The organism is Goodfellowiella coeruleoviolacea, from assembly GCF_024171785.1.
Classification (GTDB): Bacteria; Actinomycetota; Actinomycetes; order Mycobacteriales; family Pseudonocardiaceae; genus Goodfellowiella; species Goodfellowiella coeruleoviolacea.
The window spans coordinates 87,963-111,005 of record NZ_JAMTCK010000002.1 but is presented as its reverse complement, the minus strand read 5'-3'; the positions used below and the strand labels follow the sequence as shown (position 1 = coordinate 111,005).

Here is a 23,043-nt window from a genome sequence, read left to right as displayed (position 1 = left end):
ACCTGCTCACAGCAGGTCGCGCTGGTGGTCGAAACCCCGCTGCTGGTCCTGCTCGACCTGCTCGTACTGCTGGGCCATCCCGACCAGTTGGTTCCTGACCTCGACCAGCCCGCTGGCCAGGTCGGTGAACGCCCGCACCATCTGCTCGACGCCGGGCAGGTACTCGGCGGCGAACTCCTGGCCGGTGTCGTCATCGCCCCAGCAGGGGCCCTCGGCGTTGAGCGCGTTGACCAGCCGGTCGCGCACGTCGATGACGGCGTCGCCCTGGGTGGCGAACCCGGCGGACTCGGCGGTCAGGCTCGCCGGGTCGACCTCGTAGCCGTTGGTCACCGGGGGCGCTCCTCCAGGAACGAACCCTGGTCGTAGTCCTCGTCATCGCGCGGCGACCGGTGGCCGGCTGGCTGACCGGCGGCGGGCGTGGCCACCTCGGGCACGGTTGGCAGATCGGGCAGGTTCGGGGCGCCCGGCACGAGGTCGGCCAGTTTGGGTGCGTTGCCCCGCATGGACTCGCCGATCTCGGCGGCCTGGCCGCGAACCTGGCTGGCGGCCTGGCGCAGCACCGACGTCAGCGTCTCGGCGAGCCGGACCGGGGTGTACTCGCTGAACACGTCGCGGGTGAACTCGATCTTGCTGGCCACTCCGCTGGCGTCCACCGTGACGGTGATCACCCGATCGGGAGAGCTGGCCTGGCCGCTGAGTTCGGCGATCCGCTTGCGCGCCTCGCCGAGCCGGTCCATCTGCTGCTGGTACTCGGCGAGCAACTGCTGAACGGTGGCGCGCATGGCGGCGTTGCGGTCGCTGCCGTGTGGGCGTGACTGAGTCATGATGATCTTCCCCCCTTCCGGGGGAGAATATCAACAGCCCGCGAGCCCCCGGTAACAGCGGGTCAGCGGTTTCGCGCCCGGTCGTGCCTGGCGACTCGCCCGGGGCGCGCGGTGGGCCGGCGGAACCGGCACCGGGCCGGAAAGCACCTCGATCGTTGTGGGGTTGATCCGGTCGTCCCTAGAATCACCAACGCGTTCACGGCATCCGCGCGCGAATGACGCGGTCGAACTCGTCGCGGGTGACCACGCGTTCGTGATGGTGTTGCCAGCTCGGCGAGTTCGCGATCACCCCTGCTGGCTCACCCGGAGGTAGCGAATGCGCGCTCGACGACTCCGCCGCGCCTTCCTCGCCACACTCACCGCCGCGCTGGTGGGCTCGGTCGCGCCCGCCGCCGCGGCCACCCCGACCGCCGCTCCCGCCGCCGGCCAGGCGGCCGCCACCGCCAGTGCGGCACCGCTGGCCACCTGGAACCCGCCGGGTTCCCTGGTGACCCCGCTCAACCAGGTCTGGCAGCACGTGGAATCCACCTACCCCAACCTCTACGGCTTCCGCAACTACGGTTGGGACCAGGTGATGGCCAACAGGGGCAGCATCAACTACTGCGTGCGCTGGGACTCCAGCGCGCCGGTCTCCGCCGCGCTGCGCGACCAGATCCACGCGACCCTGGCCAGGCAGTTCGCCAAGTGGGTGGCGGCGATGACCGAGAACGGCCAGGGATACGACTCCTGGCCCTACCCCAGCGTGCCGGTCAGGGTGGTCGGCTGGGCGGTGCGGGACCGCAACACTCTGCAGTGGACGGACAACTCCGTTGACATCTACGTCAACGACATCAACGAGAACGCGCCCCAGTGCGCACCCAAGTGCGGCCGGTTCTTCCACCAGGACGGCAACTACTCGCAGTGCCCCGGCGGCGCGGCGCGGCACTACGACATGTCGCTGTGGCTGACCGCCGGGTTCGGCGGCGGTGCCGGTGGTGACTGGGGCCAGCGCGTCGGCAGCGAGTACTACGTCGGCGCGCTCAACAGTGACAACGTCCACATCCTGCTGCACGAGATGGGGCATTCGTTCGGACTGGACGACTTCTACGACTGGACCCCGACCGGTGTGGGCGGGTTCCTCATGAAGGCGGGCAGCGCCACCCAGATCACCGAGTTCGACAAGTGGATGTTCCGAGACTGGTGGCGCCACCTCAAGAGCCGCTACGGCTACTGATCGCCGGTCGCCGTGCCGGCGGGCGGCGCATGGTGCGGACCACCACGCTCCGGAAGTTGCGCAACACCTGCTCGTCGTTGTCGGTGCGGTGGGCCAGGTGGATGTTGACGGTGGGCGGGTTCGGTGCGAGATCGACGACGCGCACGCCGTCCCGGCGGAACCGCCGCATGCTCTGCGGCCCCACGGCGATGCCCAGCCCGCAGGCGACCAGACCGAGCATGGTGTGCAGCCCGCCCGTCTCCAGGACCTCCCCCGGCTCGACACCGGCGGCCCGGCACATGGCCACGGCGGCGTCCACGGCGGCCGGCTCGGCCTGCCGCGAGTGCAGGATCAGCCGCTGTCCGGCCAACGCGGTGATGTCCAGCGGCTGCCGGTCGGCCAGTTCGTGGTCGGCCGGCACCGCGGCGACGAGGAGTTCCCTGGTCAGCGGGATCGCGGTGAGCCGCGCGCTGGCCGGAGCGGGCACCGGCCCGCAGACGAATCCGGCGTCGATGTGCCCCTCGACCAGTGCCTCCATCTGGGCGGTGCTGGGCATTTCCCGGGGGTCCAGGTGGACGTCGGGGTACTGGCGGCGGAACGCGGAGAGTGCTTCGGGCAGCACCCCGCTCAACGCGGTGCCCAGGAAGCCGATGGCCAGCCGGCCGGTCTCGCCGCGCCCGGCACTGGCCGCTTCCAGCGCGGCGAGGTCGAGGTTGCGCAGCACCTCCTCGGCGCGCCGCAGGAACGCCCGGCCCGCGGCGGTGGGGTGCACGCCGTGCCCGGTGCGGTCGAAGAGCCGCACGCCCAACTCGGTCTCCAGGTTCTTGATCTGCTGGGACAGCGGCGGCTGCGCGATGCCGAGCGCGGCGGCGGCCCTGCCGAAGTGCGCGTGTTCGGCCAGGGTCAGCGCGTAGCGCAGGTGTCGAAGCTCCACCAGCCCACGTTATCCATTTCCACGTATGACGTCATTCAGCGCGATATATGAGAAATGACAACGCGGCGGTGGTGGACGTCTACTGTCGGGCGTGACCAACGCGATCTCGACAACCAACACCGACACCGGGCTCGGCCCGTGGGAGCACCAGCACACCGAGGTGGACGGGGTGCGGCTGCACCACGTGCGCGCGGGCACCGGCGGCGACCCGGTCGTGCTGCTGCACGGCTGGCCGCAGACCTGGTACTCGTGGCGCCGGGTGATCCCCCGGCTGGCCCCGCACCACCAGGTGCTCGCGGTGGACCTGCCCGGGCTGGGCGACTCCGGCTTCCTGCCCGAGGGCCACAACGTCCGGGCCGCCGCAGCCCTGCTGGACCGCTGGTGCGCGGCGCTCGGCATCGACCGGGTGACCGTGGTCGGCCACGACCTGGGCGCGCCCACCGCCTACGCCTGGGCGGCGCGCAACCCGGAGCGGGTGCGCCGGCTGGCCGTGCTGGACGTCCCGTTGCAGGGTTTCGGCCTCACCGAGTTCGCCGCGCGGGCCGGGCTGTGGCACTTCGGGTTCTTCGCGGTCCCCGGCCTGGCCGAGTCACTGGCCGCCGGTCGGGAGCGCGTCCTGCTGGAGCACTTCTACGGCCACACCAGGCAGCCCAACGCGATCACACCGTCCGATGTGGACGAGTACCTGCGCGCGTACCAGCAGCCGAGGCGCCTGGCCGCTGGCTTCGAGTACTACCGCGCCCTGCCCACCGACGCGGTGACCTTCGCCGAGTGGGCCAGGACGCCGCTGGCCGCGCCGGTGCTGACCCTCGGCGGGCAGCACTCGGGAAACCTGGTGCCGTTCCACAGCTTCCGCCAGGTCGCCACCGACGTGCGCAACGCGGTGATCCCGGACAGCGGGCACTTCCTGCCGGAGGAGCAGCCGGAGCTGGTGGCCGCCCGGCTGCTGGAGTTCCTCTCGGAGGGCATGGAAAGCATGGAAAGCACGGCACGCACGGCTGTGGCGGACATCCACGGGTGAGGCGTTGGCCTGCCCGGCACGGCCACCCGCGCCGGGCACCGGAACCGGGCAGAACGCGAAGCCCGCCGCGGTCAGGGTTCTGGGTCCGGCGTGACCGAGGTGGTCTACGAGCGGGGCTTCAGCGAGACCACGGGGACGTTCCTGGCGATCGGCGTCCTGGTGTGCGTGGTGCTGGCCGTGAGCAGCGTGACCCTGTACGTCCGCGTCAGGCGCCGCGGCTGACGGGACCAGGCCGCGGGTCGGGGCCCAGGTCGAACAGGCGGGCGGCGTTGTCGTGGCAGACCGCGCGCAGCCAGGCCGGGCCAAGACCGGTGCGCGCCAACGCCCTGAGCGCGTCCACATAGGAGTACGGGATGTTGGGGAAGTCGGTGCCCAGCAGGATCCGGTCGCCCAGGTCGGCCAGCCGGGGCAGGGCATCGGCCGGGAACGGCGCGGTCTCCTCGATGAACGGGGTGAACACCATGGTGGTGTCCAGCATGACCCGGTCGTGGCGCTCGGCCAGGTCGAGGAACTCGTGGTACTCCGGCATGCCGAGGTGCGCGACGACCAGCCGCAGCCGCGGGTGCCTGGCGAGCACCCGGGCCACGGGGTCGGGTCCGGTGTGCGCGCCGGGCACCGGACCCGACCCGCAGTGCGTCACCACCGGCACCCCGGTCTCGGCCAGCAGCCCCCACACCGGGTCCAGCACCGGGTCGGTGGGGTCGTACCCGCCGACCTGGAGGTGGCTCTTGAACACGCGCGCGCCCTGCTCCAGCGCGCGGCGCACGTCGTCGGGCGCGCTCGGCTCGGCGAAGAACGTGGCCGTGTGCAGGCAGTCCGGGGTGCGCGCGGCGAAGTCGGCCGCCCAGTCGTTGAGCCAGCGCGCCATGCCCGGCTTGTGCGGGTAGAGCATGGCGGTGAACGCGCGCACCCCGAAGCCGCGCAGCAGGTCCACGCGCCGCTGCTCCTGCTGCCGGTAGGTGATCGGCCAGCTCCGCCCGATCAGCGGCCCGGCCCTGTCGAAGTAGGCCCACACCTTGGCCAGCACCCGCTGCGGCATGAAGTGCGTGTGCACGTCGACGAGGTGGGTCAACCCCACCGACCGCCGGAACGCGGCGACCTCGGCGCGCTCGTGCTCGGCCCGCTCGTGCTCGGCGCGCTCGCGCTCGGCCGATGACGGCGCCTGGTCGGACACCGGGTTCGCGGCAGCGGTCCCGGCCCGCCCACGCTGATCCTGCCCGATCTGGTCGGCCATCCCGACCCCCTCCACCTCGTCGCGGTCAGCCAGGCGGGACGACGGTACCCGGGGGACGCGCCGCGGTGGCGGGACCGGTGGCGCCGCCCCACGGCACCACCGGCGCTCCACTGGACCGGCGGCCAGCGCCGGTATCGGGCGCCCCTACTTGGCGACCAACTCGGCGGTCTCGGCGAGCAGTTCGCGCTGCCGGAACCGGTCCCCGGCGAACGGCATGGCGACGATCCGGCCGACACCGGCCTCGGCCAGCTCGGCGAACCGCTCCGCGGCCTGCGCCGGGCTGCCGGTGACCAGCGACCGCCTGGCCTGGTCCTCGCTCATGCCGTAGTCGGTCAGCGCCCGCACCTGCGCGTCAACCAGCGACGGGTCGAGGTCGCCGAGGCCCACGCTCACGTTCACCGTCACACCGGGTGTCGGGCGCCCGAACCCGGCGGCCAGTTCGGTGAGTTCCCGCACGCCCTCGGCGATCTGGTCGGGCGAGGAGAACGCCGGGTACCACTCGTCGCCGTACCGCGCCACCCGGCGCAGTGCCGCCCCCGAACCGGCGATCAGCACCGGCGGCATGGGCGCCCCCGGGCTGAGCGTGACCTGCTCGTCGTGCACGGCGGTGGGTTCACCCGCCACCAGTCCCGGCAGCACCGCCAGTGCGGCGTCGGTGCGCCGGCCCCGCTCCCGGTAGGGCACGCCCACGGCGCGCCAGGCCGCGTCGCCGTGCACCGAGCCGCCGGTGCCGATGCCCAGCAGCACCCGGTTGCCGGACAGCTGCTGCAGGGTGGCCACCTGCTTGGCCGCCCACGCCACCGGCCGCAGCGCCAGGACCAGCACGCCGAAGCCGATCCTGATCCGCTCGGTGACGGCCGCCGCGGTGGCCAGCACCAGCGTGCTGTCCAGGAACGGGCGCACCGGGATCAGGTGGTCGCCCACCCAGACCGACTCCAGCCCGACCTCCTCGGCGTGCCGAGCGTGCTCGGCGACGCTCCCCGGCACGCCCGCGCCGAACGAGGGCAGCACCACGCCCACCCGCAACCCGGTCATCACCGCACCTCCAACAGGGTCTTGCCGATGGTCTGCCGCGACTGCACGGCCGCGTGCGCGTCCGCCGCCCGGTCCAGTGCGAACCGCTGTCCGATCACCGGCCGCAACTGCCCGGCAGCCGCCTTGGCCAGCACCTCCTCGACGAACCCGCGCATCTGCTCCGGCGTGGCCGACGCGCGGACCAGCCGCACGCCCCGCTCGGCCGCGGTCCGCTCGGGGATGTCCGCCCACTCGCCGCTGGCCAGCCCGTAGCTGAGCATCCGACCGCCCCGGTCGAGCAGGTCGAATGCGGTGCGACCGACGGCACCGCCCACCCCGTCGAAGACCACGTCGACCCCGCCCACCGCGGCCCGCACCCGGTCCGGCCAGTCCGGCTGCCGGTAGTCGATCGCCACCTCGGCGCCCAGCTGCTCGGCCAGCCTGGTCTTGGCCGCGCCGCCGGCCAGCGCCACCACCCGGGCACCGGCCGCCGCGGCGAGCTGCACCAGCAGCGTGCCGACGCCGCCCGCCGCCGCCTCCACCAGCACGCGGTCCCCCTCGGCCACCTCGGCCGCGCCGAGCTGCATGGCGGCCGTGCGCCCGTCGGCGAGCAGCGCCACCGCGTCGTCGAGCGCCACGGCGTCGGGCACCCGGACGAGCCCGGCGGCGTCCACGGCGACCAGTTCGGCGTAGGCGCCAGAGCCACCGGTGGAGCTGACCACCCGCGCGCCGACCAGGCCGGGGTCGACGTCGGCACCGACCGCGCTGACCACACCACCGACGCCGTTGCCCGGGATCAGCGGTGGCCGCCGAGGGAACGGCCCGAAACCGCTGGCCCGGAACATGGTCTCGACGAAGGTGATGTTGACGTACTCGACCTCGACCAACACCTGCCCCGGGCCGGCCACCGGGTCTGGCGCGTCCCCGGCCACGAGCACCTCCGGCCCACCGAACTCCCGCAACCACACCGCACGCATCGCATCCCTCTTCCTCGCGAACCCTGGCCGGACCCATCCTGCGATCTCCACCGCACTGGAGGTCAAGGGGTCGGCCCTGGCGGTGTGGCCGCTGGGCAGAGCGACCTGCCGGGGGTCGGCGGCAGATCCCGACCGCGCCTGCCGGTGGCGGTGGAGATCGCGGTCGCCTCGGCACGGGAACCGGCCGGGTCAACGTCCGGCCGGCACCGGGCCGATTTGGGTAGCCCAGACCGGTGGTCTAGTCCATTTATCTCGCCAACTTCGTTGACAGCACACCGGTTCGCTGCCAAAGATGCTGATCAGCAGGACAGCACGCCGGACCCGGAACCGCTTCGTTCGAAAGGCAGCACCATGACCTCGCCGAAGACCCGGCCCACCGCTTCCGTCACGGCCGACCTGGGAGAGGCCGTGCACCGCTGCCTCATCCTGGGTTGGGACGCCCCCGTGGTCACCGACGAACTCCGCCGACGGGTCGACAACGGCCTCGGCGGCGTCATCCTGCACACCCGCAACGTCACCGACACCGCCCAACTGCGCGCGCTCACCGACGAACTGCGGGCGCTGCGGTCGGACTTCCTGGTCGCCATCGACCAGGAGGGTGGGCGCATCGGCCACCTGGAACGCGCCCAGGTACCGGCCAGCCCCGCCCACTGGGCGCTCGGCGTCGCCGACGACCCCGAACTCACCGCCCGGGTGGCCCGGACCCTGGCCGGTCACCTGGCCGCGCTGGGCATCATGGTCAGCTACGCGCCGGTGGCCGACGTCCAGCGCGAGGACGCCAACCCGATCATCCGGACCCGGTCCTTCGGCGCCGACCCGGAACTGGTGAGCCGGCATGTGGCCGCCTGGGTCGAGGGCACCCTCGCGGCCGGTGTCGCCCCGTGCGCCAAGCACTTCCCCGGCCACGGTTCCACCACTGTGGACAGCCACCTGGGGGTCGCCGTGGACACCCGCGATCTCGCCACGCTCAGCGAGGTCGACCTGGCACCGTTCCGCGCCGCGATCGCCGCGGGCGTGCCGCAGATCATGACCGCCCACGTCAGCTTCCCCGAACTCGACGAGCTGCCCGCGACGCTGAGCCGACGCGTGCTCGTCGACGTGCTGCGCGCCGAACTGGGCTTCACCGGCGTGATCGTCACCGACGCGCTGGAGATGAAGGCCATCGCCGACCGCTACGGCGAGGCGGCCGGCGCGTGGATGGCCTTCGCCGCCGGCGCCGACCAGCTCATCATCGCCGAGCCCGATGACGGCCTGCACGAGCGCTGCGTGGCCGCGGTGGTCCAGGCGGTGGCCGACGGCGCACTGGCCGAGGAGCGGGTGTTCGAGGCGGCACAGCGGGTGGCCGCGCTGGCGGCGCGGTTCGCCCAGCCACCGGCGTCAACGTCCACTGTGGACGATGAGCGGCACGAGCCAGGGCTGGCCGCGGCCCGGCGCGCGGTGCGGCGCACTCCGCTGCCGGCCCCGCTGCGCGCACCGTTCGTCGTCGACCTCTACCGCGCGCCTCGGCCGGCGCTGGAGTGGGACGGGTCCGATCTGGTCACCCACGTGCGGGCACTGGACCCCGACGCCGACGGCGTCGGGATCACGGCGGGCCCGGTGGACGTGGCCGGTCTGCTGGCCAGGGCGGCGAACCGGCCGCTGGTGATCGCGACCGAGGACGCGAACCTGCACGACTGGCAGCGCCAGGCACGGGACGCGCTGCTGGCCGGGCGGCCGGACGCGCGCCTGGTCGAGACCGGCCTGCCCGACTCGGCGGCGACCGCGACCAGCACGGACGCCGCGGACACCCCGGCACCGGCGCTGATCCGCGCCTACGGCCGGGGCCACGCCAGCCTGCGGGCCACGGCCGAGGCCGTTGTCGGCCGCTGAGGACGTGACCGGGCGGCCCGAACCGGTCGGGCCGCCCGCTCGTCTCACCCCTTGACCGCGCCGGCCGTACCGGCGACCAGATGTCGTTGCACCAACAGGAAGAAGACCAGCACCGGGATGGTCATGATGGTCGAGCCGGCCATGATCGCGCCCCAGTCGTTCTGGTCCACCTTCATGAACACCAGCAGCGACATCGGCAGCGTCTGCTGCTCCGGCGCGGAGATGATCAGCGTCTTGGCGAACAGGAAGTCGTTCCACGCGTTGATGAACGAGAACACGCTGGTGGCCACCAGACCAGGGGCCACCAGCGGGAAGAGGATCCTGGTCAGGAACTGCCACCGGGACGCGCCGTCCAGGTAGGCCGCCTCCTCCAGTTCCTCGGGCACCACCCGGACGAAACCCCGCAGCATCCAGATGGTGAACGGCAGCCCGAGTCCCAGGTGGACCAGCACCAGGGCGCCGAGCTGGTTCAGCCCCAGCGGCGGTACGGCGTCGCCCAGGTTGCGGATGAGGAAGAACAGCGGGATCGTCAGCGACTCCACCGGGATCATCTGCGCCACCAGCAGCGCGACCAGCAGTGCGCCGCGCAGCCGGAACCGGAACCTGGTCAGCGCGGTGGCCGCCAGGAACGCGCAGCCGGCCGACAGCACGACCACCACCACGGCCACGATCACGCTGTTGAGGAAGTAGCGGCCGAAGTCGTTGACGCTGAACAGCCGCTGGAACGAGTCGAGCGCCGGACGCAGCGTCCAGGGCCGGGGGTTCAGCGACTGCACCTCGCCCTCGGGCTTCACCGCGGACAGCACCATCCAGTAGAGCGGGAACGCGATCACCGCCGCGCAGACCAGTCCCAGCACGTCCGCGCGGGCACTGCCGCGCCGCCGGCGTCGACGGCGGGGCGGCTGCCCACCGCTGGGGCGTGCCACGCCGAGCGCCGGCGCGGGTGCCGCCGGAGTGTCCACAGTGCTCACAGTTCCTCCCCTCGCCGGCGGGTGATGTTCAGGTGCACGACGGTGACCAGCAGCAGCAGGATCACGGTGACCACACCGATGGCCGCGCCGGCGCCGTACTGGGAGGAGGCGAAGGCCTTCTGGTAGGCGTAGACGTTGAGCACCAGGTTGCGGCCGGCGATCCCGCCGCCGTCGGTCATGATGTAGATCTGACCGAACACCTTCATGTCCCAGATGATCGACTGGATCGTGACCACGGTCAGCGCCGGGCGCAGCATCGGGATCACGATGCTCACCAGCGTCCGGCGGCCCGAGGCGCCGTCCAGTGCCGCCGCCTCCAGCACGTCCGGTGAGATGCCGCGCAGCCCCGCGTACAGCGTGACCATCACGAACGGGAACGAGCACCACACCACTTCGGCCGCCACCAGCCCGAACGCGCTGAGCTTTCCGAAGGTCCAGGAGTGGCCGTCGAAGTAGGCCATGCCCAGACTGGTGAGCACCTCGTTGACGATGCCGAAGTTCGCGTCGAACATGAACAGCCAGACCGTGGAGCCGGTCACCGCCGGCGCGGCCCAGGCCTCCAGCGCCGCGATGAACAGCACCGTGCGCACCCACGGTCGCAGCCGGGCGGCCAGGAACGCCAGCAACAGGCCGACCAGGATGGTGAGCACCACGCAGACCGCGGCGAACAGCACGGTCTGCAGCAGCACCGACCAGAACTGCGGGTCACCGAACAGGGCGGTGTAGTTGTCCAGACCGATCCAGTGCACCGGTGCCCCACCACTGACCTGTTCCTGGCCGTAGTCGTAGAAGGACATCTGCACCAGCTGGTAGAGCGGGTAGCCGAGCAGTCCGATCAGGACGACCGCGGCGGGCGCGAGGTAGGCGAGCAGCACCAGCCGGTGCCGCCGGCGCGGTGGCCGGCGGCGCGGCGGCACCCGGCGGGCGAGCGTGTCCGCGACGGCCATGGATCAGCCCTTGGCGAGCAGGGAGTTCATCTGCTCATCCGCCGCGGCGACCGCCTGGTCCAGCGTCTTGGCGCCGACCGCGATCTCCTGCACCATGGTGGGCAGCACGCCCTGCGCGTCGATGGTCGCCCAGGCCTTGTCCAGCGGGACGAACTTGGTGCCCGCCTTGATCGTGGCCACGAACGGCTCCAGCGCCGGGTTGCTCCTGGTCACCTCGTCCTGCAGGTCGGTGAACGTGGGCAGGTAGGTCATGGCCGCGAACATCTTCTGCTGGTAGGTCCGTCCGCCGAGCAGTTCGATGAACTGGCTGGCCAGGGTCGCGTGCTTGCTGCTGCGCAACACGCCCAGGTTGTTGCCGCCGGCGAAGGCCGGTGCGACGCTGCCCGGGGTGGTGCCGGGCAGCGGGACCACCGCGTACTTGCCCCTGGCCTCACCAGCATCCACAGTGGACCTGTTGAAGTCACCGCCGATCGTCATGGCCGCCTTGCCCGAGGCGAACGCCTGCACGCTGGCCGTGCCGGTCAGCTGCGCGCAGTTCGCCGGCGGGCAGATCGCGTCGTTGATCAGGCTCGCGTACGTGGCGATGCCGCTCTTGGCCGCGTCGGTGTTCAGGCCGCTGACGTAGCGGTCGCCCTGCTTGGTGGCCAGCTCGCCGCCGGCCGCCCAGATCATCGGCGCCAGGCCGTAGACGTACCGGCCACCCACGCTGATCCCGTACAGGTCCGGCTTTGCCGCGCGGATCTGCCGCGCGGTCTCGACCAGTTCGCCCAGGGTCTGCGGTGGCCGCAGGTTGAGTTCGGCGAAGATGTCGGTCCGGTAGTAGAGCGCGCGCACCCCGATGTACCACGGCAGCCCGTACCGCTTCCCGTCCACCTCGGTGCTCTCCACGATCCGAGGGTCTAGACCACTTCCCTCAGCCCACGAGTCCAGTGCGCCCGTGATGTCGGCCAGCCCGCCGACCGCGACGTAGTTGGCCATGTCGGTGTTGCCGTACTCGACCACGTCCGGGGCGTTGCCCGGGTCGTTGAACGCACCGGTCATCCGCTCGGCGCGCGACTCGGTCGCGATGTACTGCACCTCGACGGTGACACCCTGGTGCGCGGCCTGGAACTCGGTGACCGCCTCGGCGACGACCGCCTCCTTGGGTGCGTTGTTCGCCTCCTGGAACAGCCAGACCTTCACCGTTCCGGTGCTCTCGTCGGTTGCCGGCCCGGTGGACGACGCCCGCGGTGGTCCACAGGCGACCACGGCGAGAACGGCGCACAGACCCACCGACAGCGCGACTGATCGCTTCACTACGACGCTCCTTCTCTTGCGGGGCCGGCAACACCCGCAGTTCGGTTGTCGTTGCGAGCAAGGCTGCCTGACGACCTGGGCCTGGTCAACAGGTTCGCGCATTACGGTCTGCGCACCGCGCGGTTACCCGGACTCCCCGGCTTGGTCTGGACCACTGGCCGCTCGGCCCGATCAGCCGACTCCGGCGCCACCGCGGCGCGCGGCCGATCCGGACTCCTGGCCGGTCGCGCCGGCCCGCCGGGCGAAGTCGCCGAGGCCGGGTTCGAGCAGTGCGAAGACCTGTTCGGCCACCTCGGCGAGACCGGCCGCGATCTCGTCGTGGCTCGCTCCGGCCAGGGTGCGGCGCAGCACCTCGTGGAACAGCACCCGCTCGGCCCCGACGAGTTGGACGGCCGCGGCGCGGGCGAGGACCGGCGCACCGGTCTCCTCGGCGAGCACACCGGTCAGCGCGTCCTCCTGCTCCCCGTGCAGCTCCCGCAGCCGCGCCAGCAACGTCGGGCTCTCGGTGATCAGGCGGGCGAACTCCACCCCGGAGAACCCGAGGAGCGCGTCCCTGCGGTCGAGCGCCGCGAAGTAGGCGCGGCGCAGCGCGTCGAACGCGGACTCACCGGCGGCGCGCTCGGCCACCGTCCGCGCGGGCCGGGCCACGAGTTCCGCGTGCACGTCGAAAACCAGGTCCTCCTTGCGCGGGAAGTGGTTGGTGACGGTCATCTTGGCCACCTCGGCCGCCGCCGCCACCTCGGCGATCGTCACCCGGTCAAACCCGCGCTCGATGAACAGCCGCGTGGCCACGTGCGAGATCGCCGTCCTGGTCTGCTGCTTCTTGAGTTCGCGCAGCCCGCTCCCGAGTTCACCCATGGGCACATGGTAGCGGCCACCCTTAGGCTCGGCACAAATTTAGCCTTGACCTATTAATGGGTCGGACCTAACGTGTTCGGCGTTCCACTTCCACCCTCCCCAGGAGTCATCACATGACAACCGCTCCCGCCGCCCAACCCGCACCCGCGGCCACCGACCGGCTGGACCCGGCCCTGCTGCGCATGGGCGGTGTGCTGATCCTCGGCGCGATCCTCGCGATCCTGGACACCACCATCGTCAACGTCGGCATCAACGCCATCGCCGCCGACCTCGGCAGTCCACTGGAGACGGTGCAGTGGGTGTCGACCGGCTACCTGCTCGCCGTGTCGGTGGTCATCCCGCTGTCCGGCTGGGCGACCGAGCGCTTCGGCGGCAAGACGATGTGGCTGGTCTCGGTCGCGCTGTTCGTCGCCGGCTCCGCGCTGTGCGGGCTGGCCTGGTCAACGCCGGCGCTGATCGCCTTCCGCGTGGTGCAGGGCATCGGCGGCGGCATGATGCAGCCGATCGGCCAGTCGCTGTTCGCCCAGGCCGCGGGCCCGGCCCGGCTGGGGCGCGCGATCGGCGTCGTCACCCTGCCGGCCACGGTCGCCCCGGTGCTGGGACCGGTGCTCGGCGGCGCCATCGTGCAGACCCTCGACTGGCGCTGGATGTTCTACGTCAACGTGCCGATCGGGATCGTCACCCTGGTCCTGGCCGCCCGGGTGGTGCCAGCCGATCAGCCGGCCGCCCGGGCCAACCGGCTCGACCTGCTCGGCGTCGCCCTGCTGTCGCCGGGACTGGCCGCACTGGTCTACGGGTTCACCACCGCCAGCGCCTCGGGCGGCTTCGGTTCCGTCCACACCGGACTGTTCCTCACCGCCGGTGCCGCCCTGCTGCTCGGCTACGGGGTGCACGCCCTGCGCGGCCGCCGCACTCCCCTGATCGACCTGCGCCTGTTCGCCCGCCGCGGTTTTGCCGTCGCCACCGCGAGTTCGTTCGTGCTGGGCGCGTCGCTGTACAGCTCGATGCTGCTGCTGCCGCTGTACTACCAGCAGGTCGAGCACGCCGACGCGGTCACCGCTGGGCTGCTGCTCGCACCGCAGGCGCTGGGCACCGCGGTGGCGACGATCGTGGCCGGCCGGCTGACCGACCGCATCGGACCGCGCACGATCATGCTGACCGGCATCGGCCTGTCGCTGCTGGGCACGCTCGCCTTCACCCAGCTCGCCAGCCACCCCGCCGGCTGGGTGCTGACCGGTTCACTGCTCGCGCGCGGCATCGGGCTGGGCATGACCATGGCCCCCGGCATGGCCACGGTCTACGCCTCGGTCGACCGGAGCCAGGTGCCGCGCGCCGCCAGCGCGATCAACGTGCTGAACCGCGTCGGCGGCGCACTGGGCACGGCGGTGCTGGTGGTCACCCTGCAGAACGGACTGGACCACGCCGCCACGCCAACCGTCGCGTTCAGCGACACCTTCCGCTGGGCGCTGGTCCTGACCCTGCTCAGCATCCTGCCCACCGCCCTGTTCCCCCGGCGCGCCCGGTAGCTCCGGGTCAGCCGACCCACGAAACTGCCGGCCCAGGAAAACTGCCGGCCCAGGGTGACGGCCGGTGCGGGCCTGGCGTCACGGGCGCGCCGCCGCGGGCACCGGGTGCCAGCCAGGACGGGCTACCCGACAGCGGGTTGCGGCTCCACGGGCAGCCGGGCGTGGTCGGCCAGCGAACGCTGGTCGCGGGACAGGTGCGGACCAGGTGCGCCCAGGCTTCGGGCAGCCGGCGTTCCCAGTCCGCTTCGTCCACCCGCACAGCCGCGCACAGCGCCCCCTCGCCGGTCGATCCCAGCCCGGCGGCCAGCCCAGGACACTCCAGTTCGGACCGTCCGAACTGGACATAACGCCCGACGGGCGGATCAGTGCGCCGGGTGGGACGCGCCGCCGGTCATCGTGCGCAGCTTGCGCGCCGCCCCGTCGATCTGCTGGTGGTACCTGCCGTGGGTGCGCTTGTCAACGAACTTGGCAGCCTGGTCGACGAACTTGCCGACCTTCTCCGGGTTCTTGCGCGCGTAGGCCCGCACCGCGCCGGCAGCACCGGCCAGAACGGTGAGTTTCCGCAACAGTCGCATGTCGCTCCCTTCCTCGCTGTGACCCACCCTGCCAAACGCGGCGCGAGTTCGCAGAGTTCCGCGTCACGACCACGCACGATGGTGCTACCCGGCGTGACACCGGGTAGCACCACCTCCCCCTGGCCGGTGACCGGAACCGCTAGCGGTAGACCTCCAACTCGTTCACCCGCACGTACTGCGGCTGGTGGGTGGGGCCGCTGCGGCCGTAGACCCGGAGCAGGCGCGAGGTCAGCGGCGTCGTCCACTGGTGGGTCACCATGAGATCGGTGTTGCCGTTCTTGGTGGCCACGGTGACCCAGGTCGTCCCGTTCCAGGTTTGCAGGTCGTAGTCCCGGATCGGGTATCCGGAACTCGTGTAGAGCACGACCTTGGAGAACGTCTTGTCCGTGCCGAAGTCGAGCTGGACCCACTGGGGCAGGAACCCGTTCGGCCCGTACTTGTCGGCGTTCGCCCAACTCGTGGCGCCGCCCACGCTGGTGTCCCTGGACCCGTCGTTGACCCTCCCCGGCTCGTAGCCCGGGAAGACCGACGAGGCCACCGCCAGGGCCGAGCGCGCCAGGTTGTCATCGCCGGTGCCGCCGTCCCCGCCCATGCTGCAGACGTTCCACTCGACCGTTCCGGTGCTGTAGGTGATGTAGGTGGATTCGCCGAACATCACCACACCGGCACCCGCGTCGTCGTCGCTGTTGTTGAGCAGCGCCTTCACGTCGATCTTGGCGTTGATCAGCTTCAGGATCGTCACGCTCAGGCCGAGCGAGATCTCGATGTTCGGGCCGCCGTCGACCTCCAGCCACTTGTACGCCAGGTAGTCCCCCCAGACCGCCCGGTCCCAGGTGGTGAGGAACATGTCGGGGTAGATGCCGTTCTTCAGGGTCTTCGGTTTGAGTCCGCCGAAGTAGGCGTTCTTGATGATCGCCCCGTCCTTGCCCACCACGAACAGCCGCATCTCCAGCTTGCCCCGCGTCCACGGTTCGAGCGAGCGGGGGTCGGGGATCCGGAACTTCTGCAGGTACTCCAGCCCCTTGTTGTTGCGCAGCCCGGTCGGGTTGCACACGGCGCTGATCCCCACGCCCGACCGGCTGGCCGACTCCTCGGCCTCGGCCATCTCCCTGGTCTCCCGCAGCTCGGTCGGGTTCAGGCCGATCCGCTCGTTGGGCGAGAGCACCCAGACCTCGTGGGTCTCGGCGTAGGCCTCGTTGACCGGCTCGCTCCTGACGGCGAGGTTGCCGTTGGCGTCCAACTGGTAGGCGGGCAGGTCCGTCCTGGTGGGATCGGACTCGAACACCGTCATGACCACCTGCGCGCCGGGCACGGCGCCGTCCCCGTAGTTGGGGATGTAGATCTGCGGGGCGTAGCTCCGGCCGTTGAGGTTCTCGAACTGGGCGACCCTGGCCTTGAGGTCCTGCCACGCCGCCGAGCCGGTGTCGACGATCTTCGCCTGCTCCGCCGCAGTGATCACGTCGGTCAGCAGCACGTTGTCGTCGCCGTCGAAGCGCCGGGCCACCCCCGCGGTGACGACGTCCCGGAACCGCTGGTCCCTGGCGAAGCCCAGCAGCGGCTGGGTCAGTTCCTGCAGCCGGGTCTTGACCAGCAGGTCGTCCTCCCGACCCACCACCGGTGGCGGCAGCTCACCCGCGGAGTTCCACGGATTGGCCGGCTGGTCGTTGATGGCCACCCAGAACCGCGTCCCCGGGGTCAACTGGCCGGCCGCCCAGAACGACCAGCCGCCGGGCACGCTGAAGTTCTGCCCGTACCTGCCGTCGTGGAACTCGGCCAGCCGCCAGCCGGCGCCGAACGAGGTGGCGCACAGCGCGTCACCCTGCTGCTGGGACGTCAGCGCGTCACCGCGCACCGGGGCGGTGACCCGCACCCGGCCGCGCGCCCAGCCGTTGTTCTGGTCGAAGGCGATCCCGCCGGGCGCGGCCTGGCCGTCGACCAACAGGCACAGGGCGTGCAGGTACTGGTCGACCGAGGTGTCCCCGGTGTACGCGTTGGTCCGCGCGTCCGCGCCGACGTGGACGTACCCGCCCTGCTGCCCGAGGACAGCCCAGCTCATCCCGGTCCGCGTCGCGGTCGCCGCCGGGCCCGACCCCGCCGCCTGGGCCGGGCTGCCGGTGGCGAACAGCAGCGCGACCAAGGACAACACCAGCGCCCAGCGCGGCCGAACCCGCGCTCCTGGTCCGCTCATGACCGGACTCCCTGTCTGCCGTGCCGGAAGCAGGGCGGGACAGGCACAACACGCCTGACTTGGCTGATCCGAGAAAGCACACCGACCTCCAGTGCCGCTCCGGTTACCTGTCGTGGCCAAGCCTGGCCACCGGGGATTGGAACCGGATTGGAAGTTGATTGGAGGACAGGTGGCAGTGCGGACACACCCGGGCCCCGACCACCGGGTGGCGGCCGGGGCCCGGGATCAGCCGGGAGCGGGCGTCAGGCTCGTTCGATCAGGTGCCCGACCACCTGCGGGCAGGCGCCGGCCGCGCCGGACCCGTCCCGCCGGGGGTCCACCTCGGGCAGTTCCACGGGCGAGCCGGTGCGCGTGGCGCCGACCGGGTGCGGTCCGATCCACGCCAGGGCCAGCTCGCTCTCGCCCTTGAGGAAGCGCTGGGTGCGCACACCGCCGGTGGCGCGGCCCTTGGCCGGGTAGACGCTGAACGGCGTCACCTTCGTGGTCTCCCCGGTGGTGGTCACGACCATGGGCTCGCCGCGCTCGGCGTCGTCGGTGCGCGCCGCGCCGAAGAACACCACCCGGGCGCCGGCCGCCAGGTTGATCCCGGCCATGCCGCCGCCGCGCAGCCCCTGGGGCCGGACCAGCGACGCGGCGTAGCGCAGCAGCGAGCTGTCCGACGACACGAACGCCAGGCTCTCGGCCCCGTCGGTCAGCCAGCTCGCGCCGACCACCTCGTCACCCTCCTTGAGGGTGATCACCTCGAACTCGTCGGAGCGAACCGGCCACTCGGGCGCGCAGATCTTCACCACGCCCTGCCTGGTGCCCAGCGCCAACCCCGGGGAGCCCGCGGCCTGCTCGCCCAGTGGCGCGATGCCCACCACCCGCTCACCGGCCTGCAGCGGCGCCAGCTCGCTGGCGGCCATGCCGCCGCGCAGCGACACCGTGCCCTCCTGCTCGGGCAGCACCGGCAGCGGCAACACGTCGGTCTTGAACGCCCGGCCCAGGTTGGTGACCAGCAGCACCTGGCCGCGGGCGGTGGAGTGGACCAGGGCGGCGATGGTGTCGTGCTTGCCCCGACCGCTGCGCCGACGGCCCTCCGGCACCTCCTCGGACTCGGCCGCGGTCCTGGCGATCAGCCCGGTCGAGGACAGGATGACCTGGCACGGGTCGTCGGCGACTTCGAGCGGCCCCGCCGGCCGGGACGCGGCCAGCACCTCCTTGAGGTCCCCGTCGATGAGCGTGGTGCGCCGCGGGGTCGGGAACTCCTTGGCGATCTTGGCCAGCTCGCTGGACACGACCTTCCTGAGCACCGACTCGTCGTCGAGGATCGTGGACAGCTCGGCGATCTCGGCGCGCAGCCGCTCCTGCTCGGCCTCCAGCTCGATCCGGTCGTACTTGGTCAACCGGCGCAGTGGGGTGTCCAGGATGTAGGTCGCCTGGATCTCGGACAGGGCGAACCGCTTCATCAGGCCGTCCTTGGCGTCCTGCGCGTTCTCGCTGCCCCGGATCAGCTTGATCACCTTGTCGATGTCCAGCAGCGCCTTGAGCAGGCCCTCGACCAGGTGCAGCCGTTCCTCGCGCTTGCGGCGGCGGAACCGGGTCCGCCGGGTGACCACCTCGTAGCGGTGCGCGAGGAACACCTCCAGCAGCGCCTTCAGCCCCAGGGTCTGCGGCTGCCCGTCCACCAGCACCAGGTTGTTGATGCCGAAGGACTGCTCCAGCGGGGTCAGCCGGTACAGGTCGGCCAGCAGCGCCTGCGGGTTCACCCCGACCTTGCACTCGATCACCAGCCGGGTGCCGTTCTCCCGGTCGGTCAGGTCCTTGACGTCGGCGATGCCGGTCAGCCGCTTGGACTTGTTGACCTCGTCGGTGATCTTCTCGATGATCTTCTCCGGCCCGACGCCGTAGGGCAGTTCGGTCACGGTGATGGCCTGCCGGCCTCGGCTGCCCTCCAGCGGCCCGATCTCCACCTTGGCGCGCATCCGCACCACACCGCGGCCGGTCTCGTAGGCCTTGCGGACCTCGTCGAGCCCGAGCAGCGCACCACCGGTGGGCAGGTCGGGGCCGGGCACGAACTCCATCAGCTTGTCCAGCGTGGCCGCCGGGTGGTTGATCAACCAGCGCGCCGCCGCGATGACCTCGCCCAGGTTGTGCGGGATCATGTTGGTGGCCATGCCGACCGCGATCCCGGACGTGCCGTTGACCAGCAGGTTGGGGAACGCCGCCGGCAGCACCGACGGCTCCTCCAGGGATCCGTCGTAGTTCGGCCGGAAGTCGACGGTGTCCTCGCCGAGTTCCCCGACCAGCAGCATGGCCTCCCGGGACATCCGCGCCTCGGTGTACCGGCTGGCGGCCGGCCCGTCGTCCGGGGAGCCGAAGTTGCCGTGCCCGTCGACCAGCGGCACGTTCATGGAGAAGTCCTGGGCCAGGCGCACCATGGCGTCGTAGATCGCGGTGTCGCCGTGCGGGTGGTACTTGCCCATGCAGTCGCCCACCACGCGGGAGGACTTCACGTAGGCGTGGGTGGGCCGGTACCCCTGCTCGTGCATGGAGAACAGGATGCGGCGGTGCACCGGCTTGAGGCCGTCGCGCGCGTCCGGCAGCGCCCTGGAGTGGATGACCGAGTACGCGTACTCCAGGTAGGACGTCTCGATCTCGGTCTTGACCGAGTTGTCGAACACGTGCGCACCCGCCTGGTCGAAGGCGGAGGGGTCGACCCTGGTCTGCATGCCCTTGCGGCGTGCCATTGCTCAGTACTCCTCTTGACCGATCTGCAGTCCTGCCCTGTGCCACACGGGTGCGCGCAGCCGGCTCAGGCGTCGATGGCTTCCTGGTCGACCCGTTCGGCCGACTCGACCAACCAGGCTCGCCGCGGTTCGACCTTCTCCCCCATCAGCAGTTCCAGCGCGGCCTCCGCCGCCTCGACGTCGTCGAGGGTGATCCGGCGGACCGAGCGGGTGGCCGGGTTCATCGTGGTCTCCCACAACTCCTCGGCGTCCATCTCGCCGAGGCCCTTGAACCGGGGCACCGGCGTGACGACCTGCTTGCCCGCCTTCTCCAGCCGGCTGACCGTCTGCTCCATCTCCCGCTGGGTGAAGGTGAAGATCGTCTCGGGGTTGCGGCCCCTGGTGGTGATCTTGTGCAGCGGCGGCATGGCCGCGTACAGCCGGCCGTCCTCGATGACCGGGCGCATGTACCGGGCGAACAGCGTGATGAGCAGGGTCCGGATGTGCGAGCCGTCCACGTCGGCGTCGGCCATCAGGATGACCCGGCCGTAGCGCATGGCGGACAGGTCGAAGGTGCGTCCCGTGCCCGCGCCGAGCACCTGCACGATCGAGGCGATCTCGGCGTTCTTGAGCGTGTCGGCCAGGCTGGCCTTCTGCACGTTGAGGATCTTGCCGCGCAGCGGCAGCAGCGCCTGGTACTCCGAGACCCGCGCGAGCCGGGCCGACCCCAGCGCGCTGTCCCCCTCGACCAGGAACAGTTCGCTGCGGGCCACGCCGGTGGTGCGGCAGTCCACGAGCTTGGCCGGCATGGCCGCGCCCTCCAGCGCGGTCTTGCGGCGGGCGGCGTCCTTCTGCTGCTTCTGGGTCAGCCGGACGCGGGCGGCGTCCACGATCTTCTGCAGGACCGTCTTGGCCTCGGTCCGCGTCCTGCGGTCCTCCGCCCACGCCTTGATCTGGCGTTCGACCACGCCCTGGATGACCTTGGTGATCCCGGCCGTGGACAGCTCGTCCTTGGTCTGCGAGGTGAACTGCGGCTCGGGGATGCGCACGTGGATGACGGCGGTCATGCCTTCGAGGACGTCGTCGAGGGTTGGCATGTCCTCCTTGGGCTTGAGCAGGCCGCGGGTCTTGGAGATGGCCTCCTGCAACGCCTTCAGCGCCGCCCGGTCGAAGCCCTTGCGGTGGGTGCCGCCGTGGACGTTGCGGATGGTGTTGGTGAAGCACTCGATGGTGCGCTCGTAGCCGGTGCCCCACCGGAACGCCACCTCGACCTCGGCGCGTCGCTCCACATTGGACTGCATGACGCCGTTCTCGTCGGCCACGTTCTCCTTGTAGGTGCCCTCGCCGGTGACCACCAGGGTGCCGCAGACCGGCCGGTCGCCGGCCGGGCTGAGGAACTCGACCATGTCGGCGAGGCCGTTGGGGAAGTGGAACGTCTCCTCGCTGATCGAGCCGCCGGTCGCGTCGCGCAGCACGTAGGTGACGCCGGGGACCAGGAACGCGGTGTTGCGCAGCTTGGTGCGCACCGCCTCGGTGTCCAGCGCGGCACCGGCCTCGAAGTAGCGGGCGTCGTGCCAGTAGCGGATGGACGTGCCGGTCGCCTCACCGCGCTTCATCTTCCCGGTGACGTGCAGGCCGGACTGCCGGACGAACTTGGCCTTGGGGCCGGGACCGTCGAACACACCGGGCTCGCCGTGCGCGAACGACATCTGGTGGACCTTGCCGTCGCGCTTGACGGTCACGTCCAGCCGCAACGACAGCGCGTTCACCGCGGACGCGCCAACGCCGTGCAGGCCACCGGAGGTCTTGTAGCCGGAACCGCCGAACTTGCCGCCGGCGTGCAGCCGGGTCAGCACCAGTTCGACCCCGGACAGGCCGGTCTTGGCGTGGACACCGGTGGGGATGCCCCGGCCGTCGTCGTCCACCTGGACGCTGCCGTCGGCGTGCAGGGTCACCACGATCCGGGTGGCGTGGCCGGCGACACCCTCGTCGGTGGAGTTGTCCACGACCTCGTTGAAGAGGTGGGTGACACCGCGGCTGTCCGTGGACCCGATGTACATGCCGGGTCGCTTGCGAACCGCTTCCAGACCCTCCAGGTGCGTCAGGTCGTCGACCCCGTAGAGGGACTCAGCTGAGGCAGTCACAGGGCCGTTCTCCCAGATCGTGGCGTGCGGACAAGGTTGTGGTGGTGCGCTGGCGCCGATTCGGGTGTTGGCACCGATCCGGCGACTCACCGTACTGGAGGATATCGGGAGCCACTGACACACTTGGGCATTCGTGTCCGTCCCGCCACCTTCCCCGTTCCACCGCCGGGTGACCGACTACGCACCGGAGGCACCCGAACGCGGTGAGTGGATCACCCGGTGGCTCGGTTCACTGTGGACGGAGCGGACCCGGGTCAGCGCGGGCGGAGCAACCGCGGGTGGGACAGCACGCCGACCCGGAACAGCGCGTCCACCAACCCGCCCGGCCGAGCGGGAACACCCAGCCAGCCGGACGAGACGCCCACCGCGCGCGAACGCCGCCGATCCCGGGCGCCCGCGGTGCCGGGGCGTGCGCCGGTCGGAGTAACGCCGGGGGCCGGGTCGGTTATTCCGCCACCGCGTCCCCCGCACGGCACCAGCCGCCCGCCGCCCCGGGTGACCGCCGCCTCCCGAGGGCCGCCTCCCGAAGGGCCGCGACCCGGAGAAGCCACCGGCCGGTGCCGCCCCGCACGGTCCACTCCGGACAGGTGTGCCCGGGCGGGCCGGCGCGCGCCCCACCGGCGGTGATCCCCACCACACACCACCGGGAGATCACGGCGGGCCGGTCAGGAGGATCATGCAGACGGGCCACGGCCGTGCGCGTGGCCCGGCCGGGGCCGAACGCGGCCCGGGGCCCGAGCGGGAGAGAGGAAGTCGGGGTGACCA

The 23,043-nt window shown here is 71.5% G+C and carries 19 protein-coding genes; 5 read left to right on the top strand and 14 right to left on the bottom strand.

What is annotated here, in order from left to right:
* Positions 1–6: 6 nt before the first annotated feature.
* Together LX83_RS04070 and LX83_RS04065 are read right to left on the bottom strand one after the other, a co-directional pair.
* Positions 7–330 (bottom strand): WXG100 family type VII secretion target, encoded by a 324-nt coding sequence (locus LX83_RS04070; protein WP_253767180.1) that lies wholly within the window; start codon positions 328–330, stop codon positions 7–9.
* On the bottom strand, positions 327–824 hold the full coding sequence (locus LX83_RS04065) for a YbaB/EbfC family nucleoid-associated protein (protein WP_253767178.1): 498 nt from the start codon (positions 822–824) through the stop codon (positions 327–329). The genes LX83_RS04070 and LX83_RS04065 overlap by 4 nt, the downstream gene beginning before the upstream one ends.
* A 316-nt stretch (positions 825–1,140) precedes the next feature.
* Between LX83_RS04065 and LX83_RS04060 the strand changes: the two genes are divergently transcribed.
* Positions 1,141–2,037 carry a hypothetical protein gene (locus tag LX83_RS04060; protein ID WP_253767176.1) on the top strand — a complete coding sequence of 299 codons (897 nt, stop codon included), beginning with the start codon at positions 1,141–1,143 and terminating at the stop codon, positions 2,035–2,037.
* Here LX83_RS04060 and LX83_RS04055 read toward each other — a convergent pair.
* On the bottom strand, positions 2,015–2,950 hold the full coding sequence (locus LX83_RS04055; RefSeq protein WP_253767174.1) for a LysR family transcriptional regulator: 936 nt from the start codon (positions 2,948–2,950) through the stop codon (positions 2,015–2,017). The two genes, LX83_RS04060 and LX83_RS04055, sit on opposite strands and share 23 nt — an antisense overlap.
* 91 nt (positions 2,951–3,041) lie before the next feature.
* On the opposite strand from LX83_RS04055, the gene LX83_RS04050 reads away from it, so the two are divergent.
* Together LX83_RS04050 and LX83_RS37655 are read left to right on the top strand one after the other, a co-directional pair.
* Positions 3,042–3,971 carry an alpha/beta fold hydrolase gene (locus LX83_RS04050; protein ID WP_253767172.1) on the top strand — a complete coding sequence of 310 codons (930 nt, stop codon included), beginning with the start codon at positions 3,042–3,044 and terminating at the stop codon, positions 3,969–3,971.
* Positions 3,972–4,061: 90 nt separating this feature from the next.
* Positions 4,062–4,193, top strand: a complete 132-nt coding sequence (locus LX83_RS37655) for a hypothetical protein (RefSeq protein ID WP_301327621.1) — start codon at positions 4,062–4,064, stop codon at positions 4,191–4,193.
* On the opposite strand, the gene LX83_RS04045 is transcribed toward LX83_RS37655, so the two are convergent.
* The 3 genes from LX83_RS04045 to LX83_RS04035 form a co-directional block, all read right to left on the bottom strand.
* A complete protein-coding gene (locus LX83_RS04045) occupies positions 4,177–5,205 on the bottom strand; it encodes an amidohydrolase family protein (protein ID WP_253767169.1) in 1,029 nt (342 codons plus the stop codon). The two genes, LX83_RS37655 and LX83_RS04045, sit on opposite strands and share 17 nt — an antisense overlap.
* 144 nt (positions 5,206–5,349) lie before the next feature.
* Entirely contained in the window at positions 5,350–6,240 is an 891-nt protein-coding gene (locus tag LX83_RS04040; RefSeq protein WP_253767166.1) for an LLM class flavin-dependent oxidoreductase, read from the bottom strand.
* Entirely contained in the window at positions 6,240–7,196 is a 957-nt protein-coding gene (locus tag LX83_RS04035; protein WP_253767164.1) for a zinc-binding dehydrogenase, read from the bottom strand. The genes LX83_RS04040 and LX83_RS04035 overlap by 1 nt, the downstream gene beginning before the upstream one ends.
* Positions 7,197–7,547: 351 nt before the next feature.
* Here LX83_RS04035 and nagZ point away from each other — a divergent pair, with 351 nt between their 5' ends.
* A complete protein-coding gene (gene nagZ / locus LX83_RS04030; protein WP_253767161.1) occupies positions 7,548–9,065 on the top strand; it encodes a beta-N-acetylhexosaminidase in 1,518 nt (505 codons plus the stop codon).
* Between the two features lie 44 nt (positions 9,066–9,109).
* Here the strand turns inward: nagZ and LX83_RS04025 are convergent, their stop codons facing one another.
* The 4 genes from LX83_RS04025 to LX83_RS04010 all read right to left on the bottom strand — a co-directional run bounded on the left by LX83_RS04025 (position 9,110) and on the right by LX83_RS04010 (position 13,137).
* A complete protein-coding gene (locus LX83_RS04025; RefSeq protein ID WP_253767896.1) occupies positions 9,110–9,922 on the bottom strand; it encodes a carbohydrate ABC transporter permease in 813 nt (270 codons plus the stop codon).
* 110 nt (positions 9,923–10,032) lie between these two features.
* A complete protein-coding gene (locus LX83_RS04020; RefSeq protein WP_253767159.1) occupies positions 10,033–10,983 on the bottom strand; it encodes a carbohydrate ABC transporter permease in 951 nt (316 codons plus the stop codon).
* Between the two features lie 3 nt (positions 10,984–10,986).
* Positions 10,987–12,279: an extracellular solute-binding protein gene (locus LX83_RS04015; RefSeq protein ID WP_308203908.1), complete on the bottom strand. Its 1,293-nt coding sequence runs from the start codon at positions 12,277–12,279 to the stop codon at positions 10,987–10,989.
* Between the two features lie 171 nt (positions 12,280–12,450).
* Positions 12,451–13,137, bottom strand: a complete 687-nt coding sequence (locus LX83_RS04010) for a TetR/AcrR family transcriptional regulator (RefSeq protein WP_253767157.1) — start codon at positions 13,135–13,137, stop codon at positions 12,451–12,453.
* Positions 13,138–13,250: 113 nt separating this feature from the next.
* Here LX83_RS04010 and LX83_RS04005 point away from each other — a divergent pair, with 113 nt between their 5' ends.
* On the top strand, positions 13,251–14,663 hold the full coding sequence (locus LX83_RS04005) for a DHA2 family efflux MFS transporter permease subunit (RefSeq protein ID WP_253767155.1): 1,413 nt from the start codon (positions 13,251–13,253) through the stop codon (positions 14,661–14,663).
* A gap of 362 nt (positions 14,664–15,025) precedes the next feature.
* Here the strand turns inward: LX83_RS04005 and LX83_RS04000 are convergent, their stop codons facing one another.
* The 4 genes from LX83_RS04000 to LX83_RS03985 all read right to left on the bottom strand — a co-directional run bounded on the left by LX83_RS04000 (position 15,026) and on the right by LX83_RS03985 (position 22,278).
* On the bottom strand, positions 15,026–15,238 hold the full coding sequence (locus LX83_RS04000; RefSeq protein WP_253767153.1) for an antitoxin: 213 nt from the start codon (positions 15,236–15,238) through the stop codon (positions 15,026–15,028).
* 139 nt (positions 15,239–15,377) lie between these two features.
* Positions 15,378–17,426 (bottom strand): discoidin domain-containing protein, encoded by a 2,049-nt coding sequence (locus LX83_RS03995; RefSeq protein ID WP_253767151.1) that lies wholly within the window; start codon positions 17,424–17,426, stop codon positions 15,378–15,380.
* Positions 17,427–17,668: 242 nt separating this feature from the next.
* Positions 17,669–20,155, bottom strand: a complete 2,487-nt coding sequence (locus LX83_RS03990) for a DNA gyrase/topoisomerase IV subunit A (RefSeq protein WP_253767149.1) — start codon at positions 20,153–20,155, stop codon at positions 17,669–17,671.
* 65 nt (positions 20,156–20,220) lie between these two features.
* Positions 20,221–22,278 (bottom strand): DNA gyrase/topoisomerase IV subunit B, encoded by a 2,058-nt coding sequence (locus LX83_RS03985; protein ID WP_253767147.1) that lies wholly within the window; start codon positions 22,276–22,278, stop codon positions 20,221–20,223.
* Positions 22,279–23,043 lie beyond the last annotated feature (765 nt).

Excerpts from the sequence above, each read along its gene's own strand:
- LX83_RS04065 (WP_253767178.1), bottom strand. The coding sequence starts at position 824 with ATGACTCAGTCACGCCCACACGGCAGCGACCGCAACGCCGCCATGCGC.
- LX83_RS04060 (WP_253767176.1), top strand. The coding sequence starts at position 1,141 with ATGCGCGCTCGACGACTCCGCCGCGCCTTCCTCGCCACACTCACCGCC.
- nagZ (WP_253767161.1), top strand. The coding sequence starts at position 7,548 with ATGACCTCGCCGAAGACCCGGCCCACCGCTTCCGTCACGGCCGACCTG.
- LX83_RS04040 (WP_253767166.1), bottom strand. The coding sequence starts at position 6,240 with ATGACCGGGTTGCGGGTGGGCGTGGTGCTGCCCTCGTTCGGCGCGGGC.
- LX83_RS03995 (WP_253767151.1), bottom strand. The coding sequence starts at position 17,426 with ATGAGCGGACCAGGAGCGCGGGTTCGGCCGCGCTGGGCGCTGGTGTTG.
- LX83_RS04005 (WP_253767155.1), top strand. The coding sequence starts at position 13,251 with ATGACAACCGCTCCCGCCGCCCAACCCGCACCCGCGGCCACCGACCGG.
- LX83_RS04020 (WP_253767159.1), bottom strand. The coding sequence starts at position 10,983 with ATGGCCGTCGCGGACACGCTCGCCCGCCGGGTGCCGCCGCGCCGCCGG.
- LX83_RS03990 (WP_253767149.1), bottom strand. The coding sequence starts at position 20,155 with ATGGCACGCCGCAAGGGCATGCAGACCAGGGTCGACCCCTCCGCCTTC.
- LX83_RS04045 (WP_253767169.1), bottom strand. The coding sequence starts at position 5,205 with ATGGCCGACCAGATCGGGCAGGATCAGCGTGGGCGGGCCGGGACCGCT.
- LX83_RS04010 (WP_253767157.1), bottom strand. The coding sequence starts at position 13,137 with ATGGGTGAACTCGGGAGCGGGCTGCGCGAACTCAAGAAGCAGCAGACC.
- LX83_RS04000 (WP_253767153.1), bottom strand. The coding sequence starts at position 15,238 with ATGCGACTGTTGCGGAAACTCACCGTTCTGGCCGGTGCTGCCGGCGCG.
- LX83_RS04035 (WP_253767164.1), bottom strand. The coding sequence starts at position 7,196 with ATGCGTGCGGTGTGGTTGCGGGAGTTCGGTGGGCCGGAGGTGCTCGTG.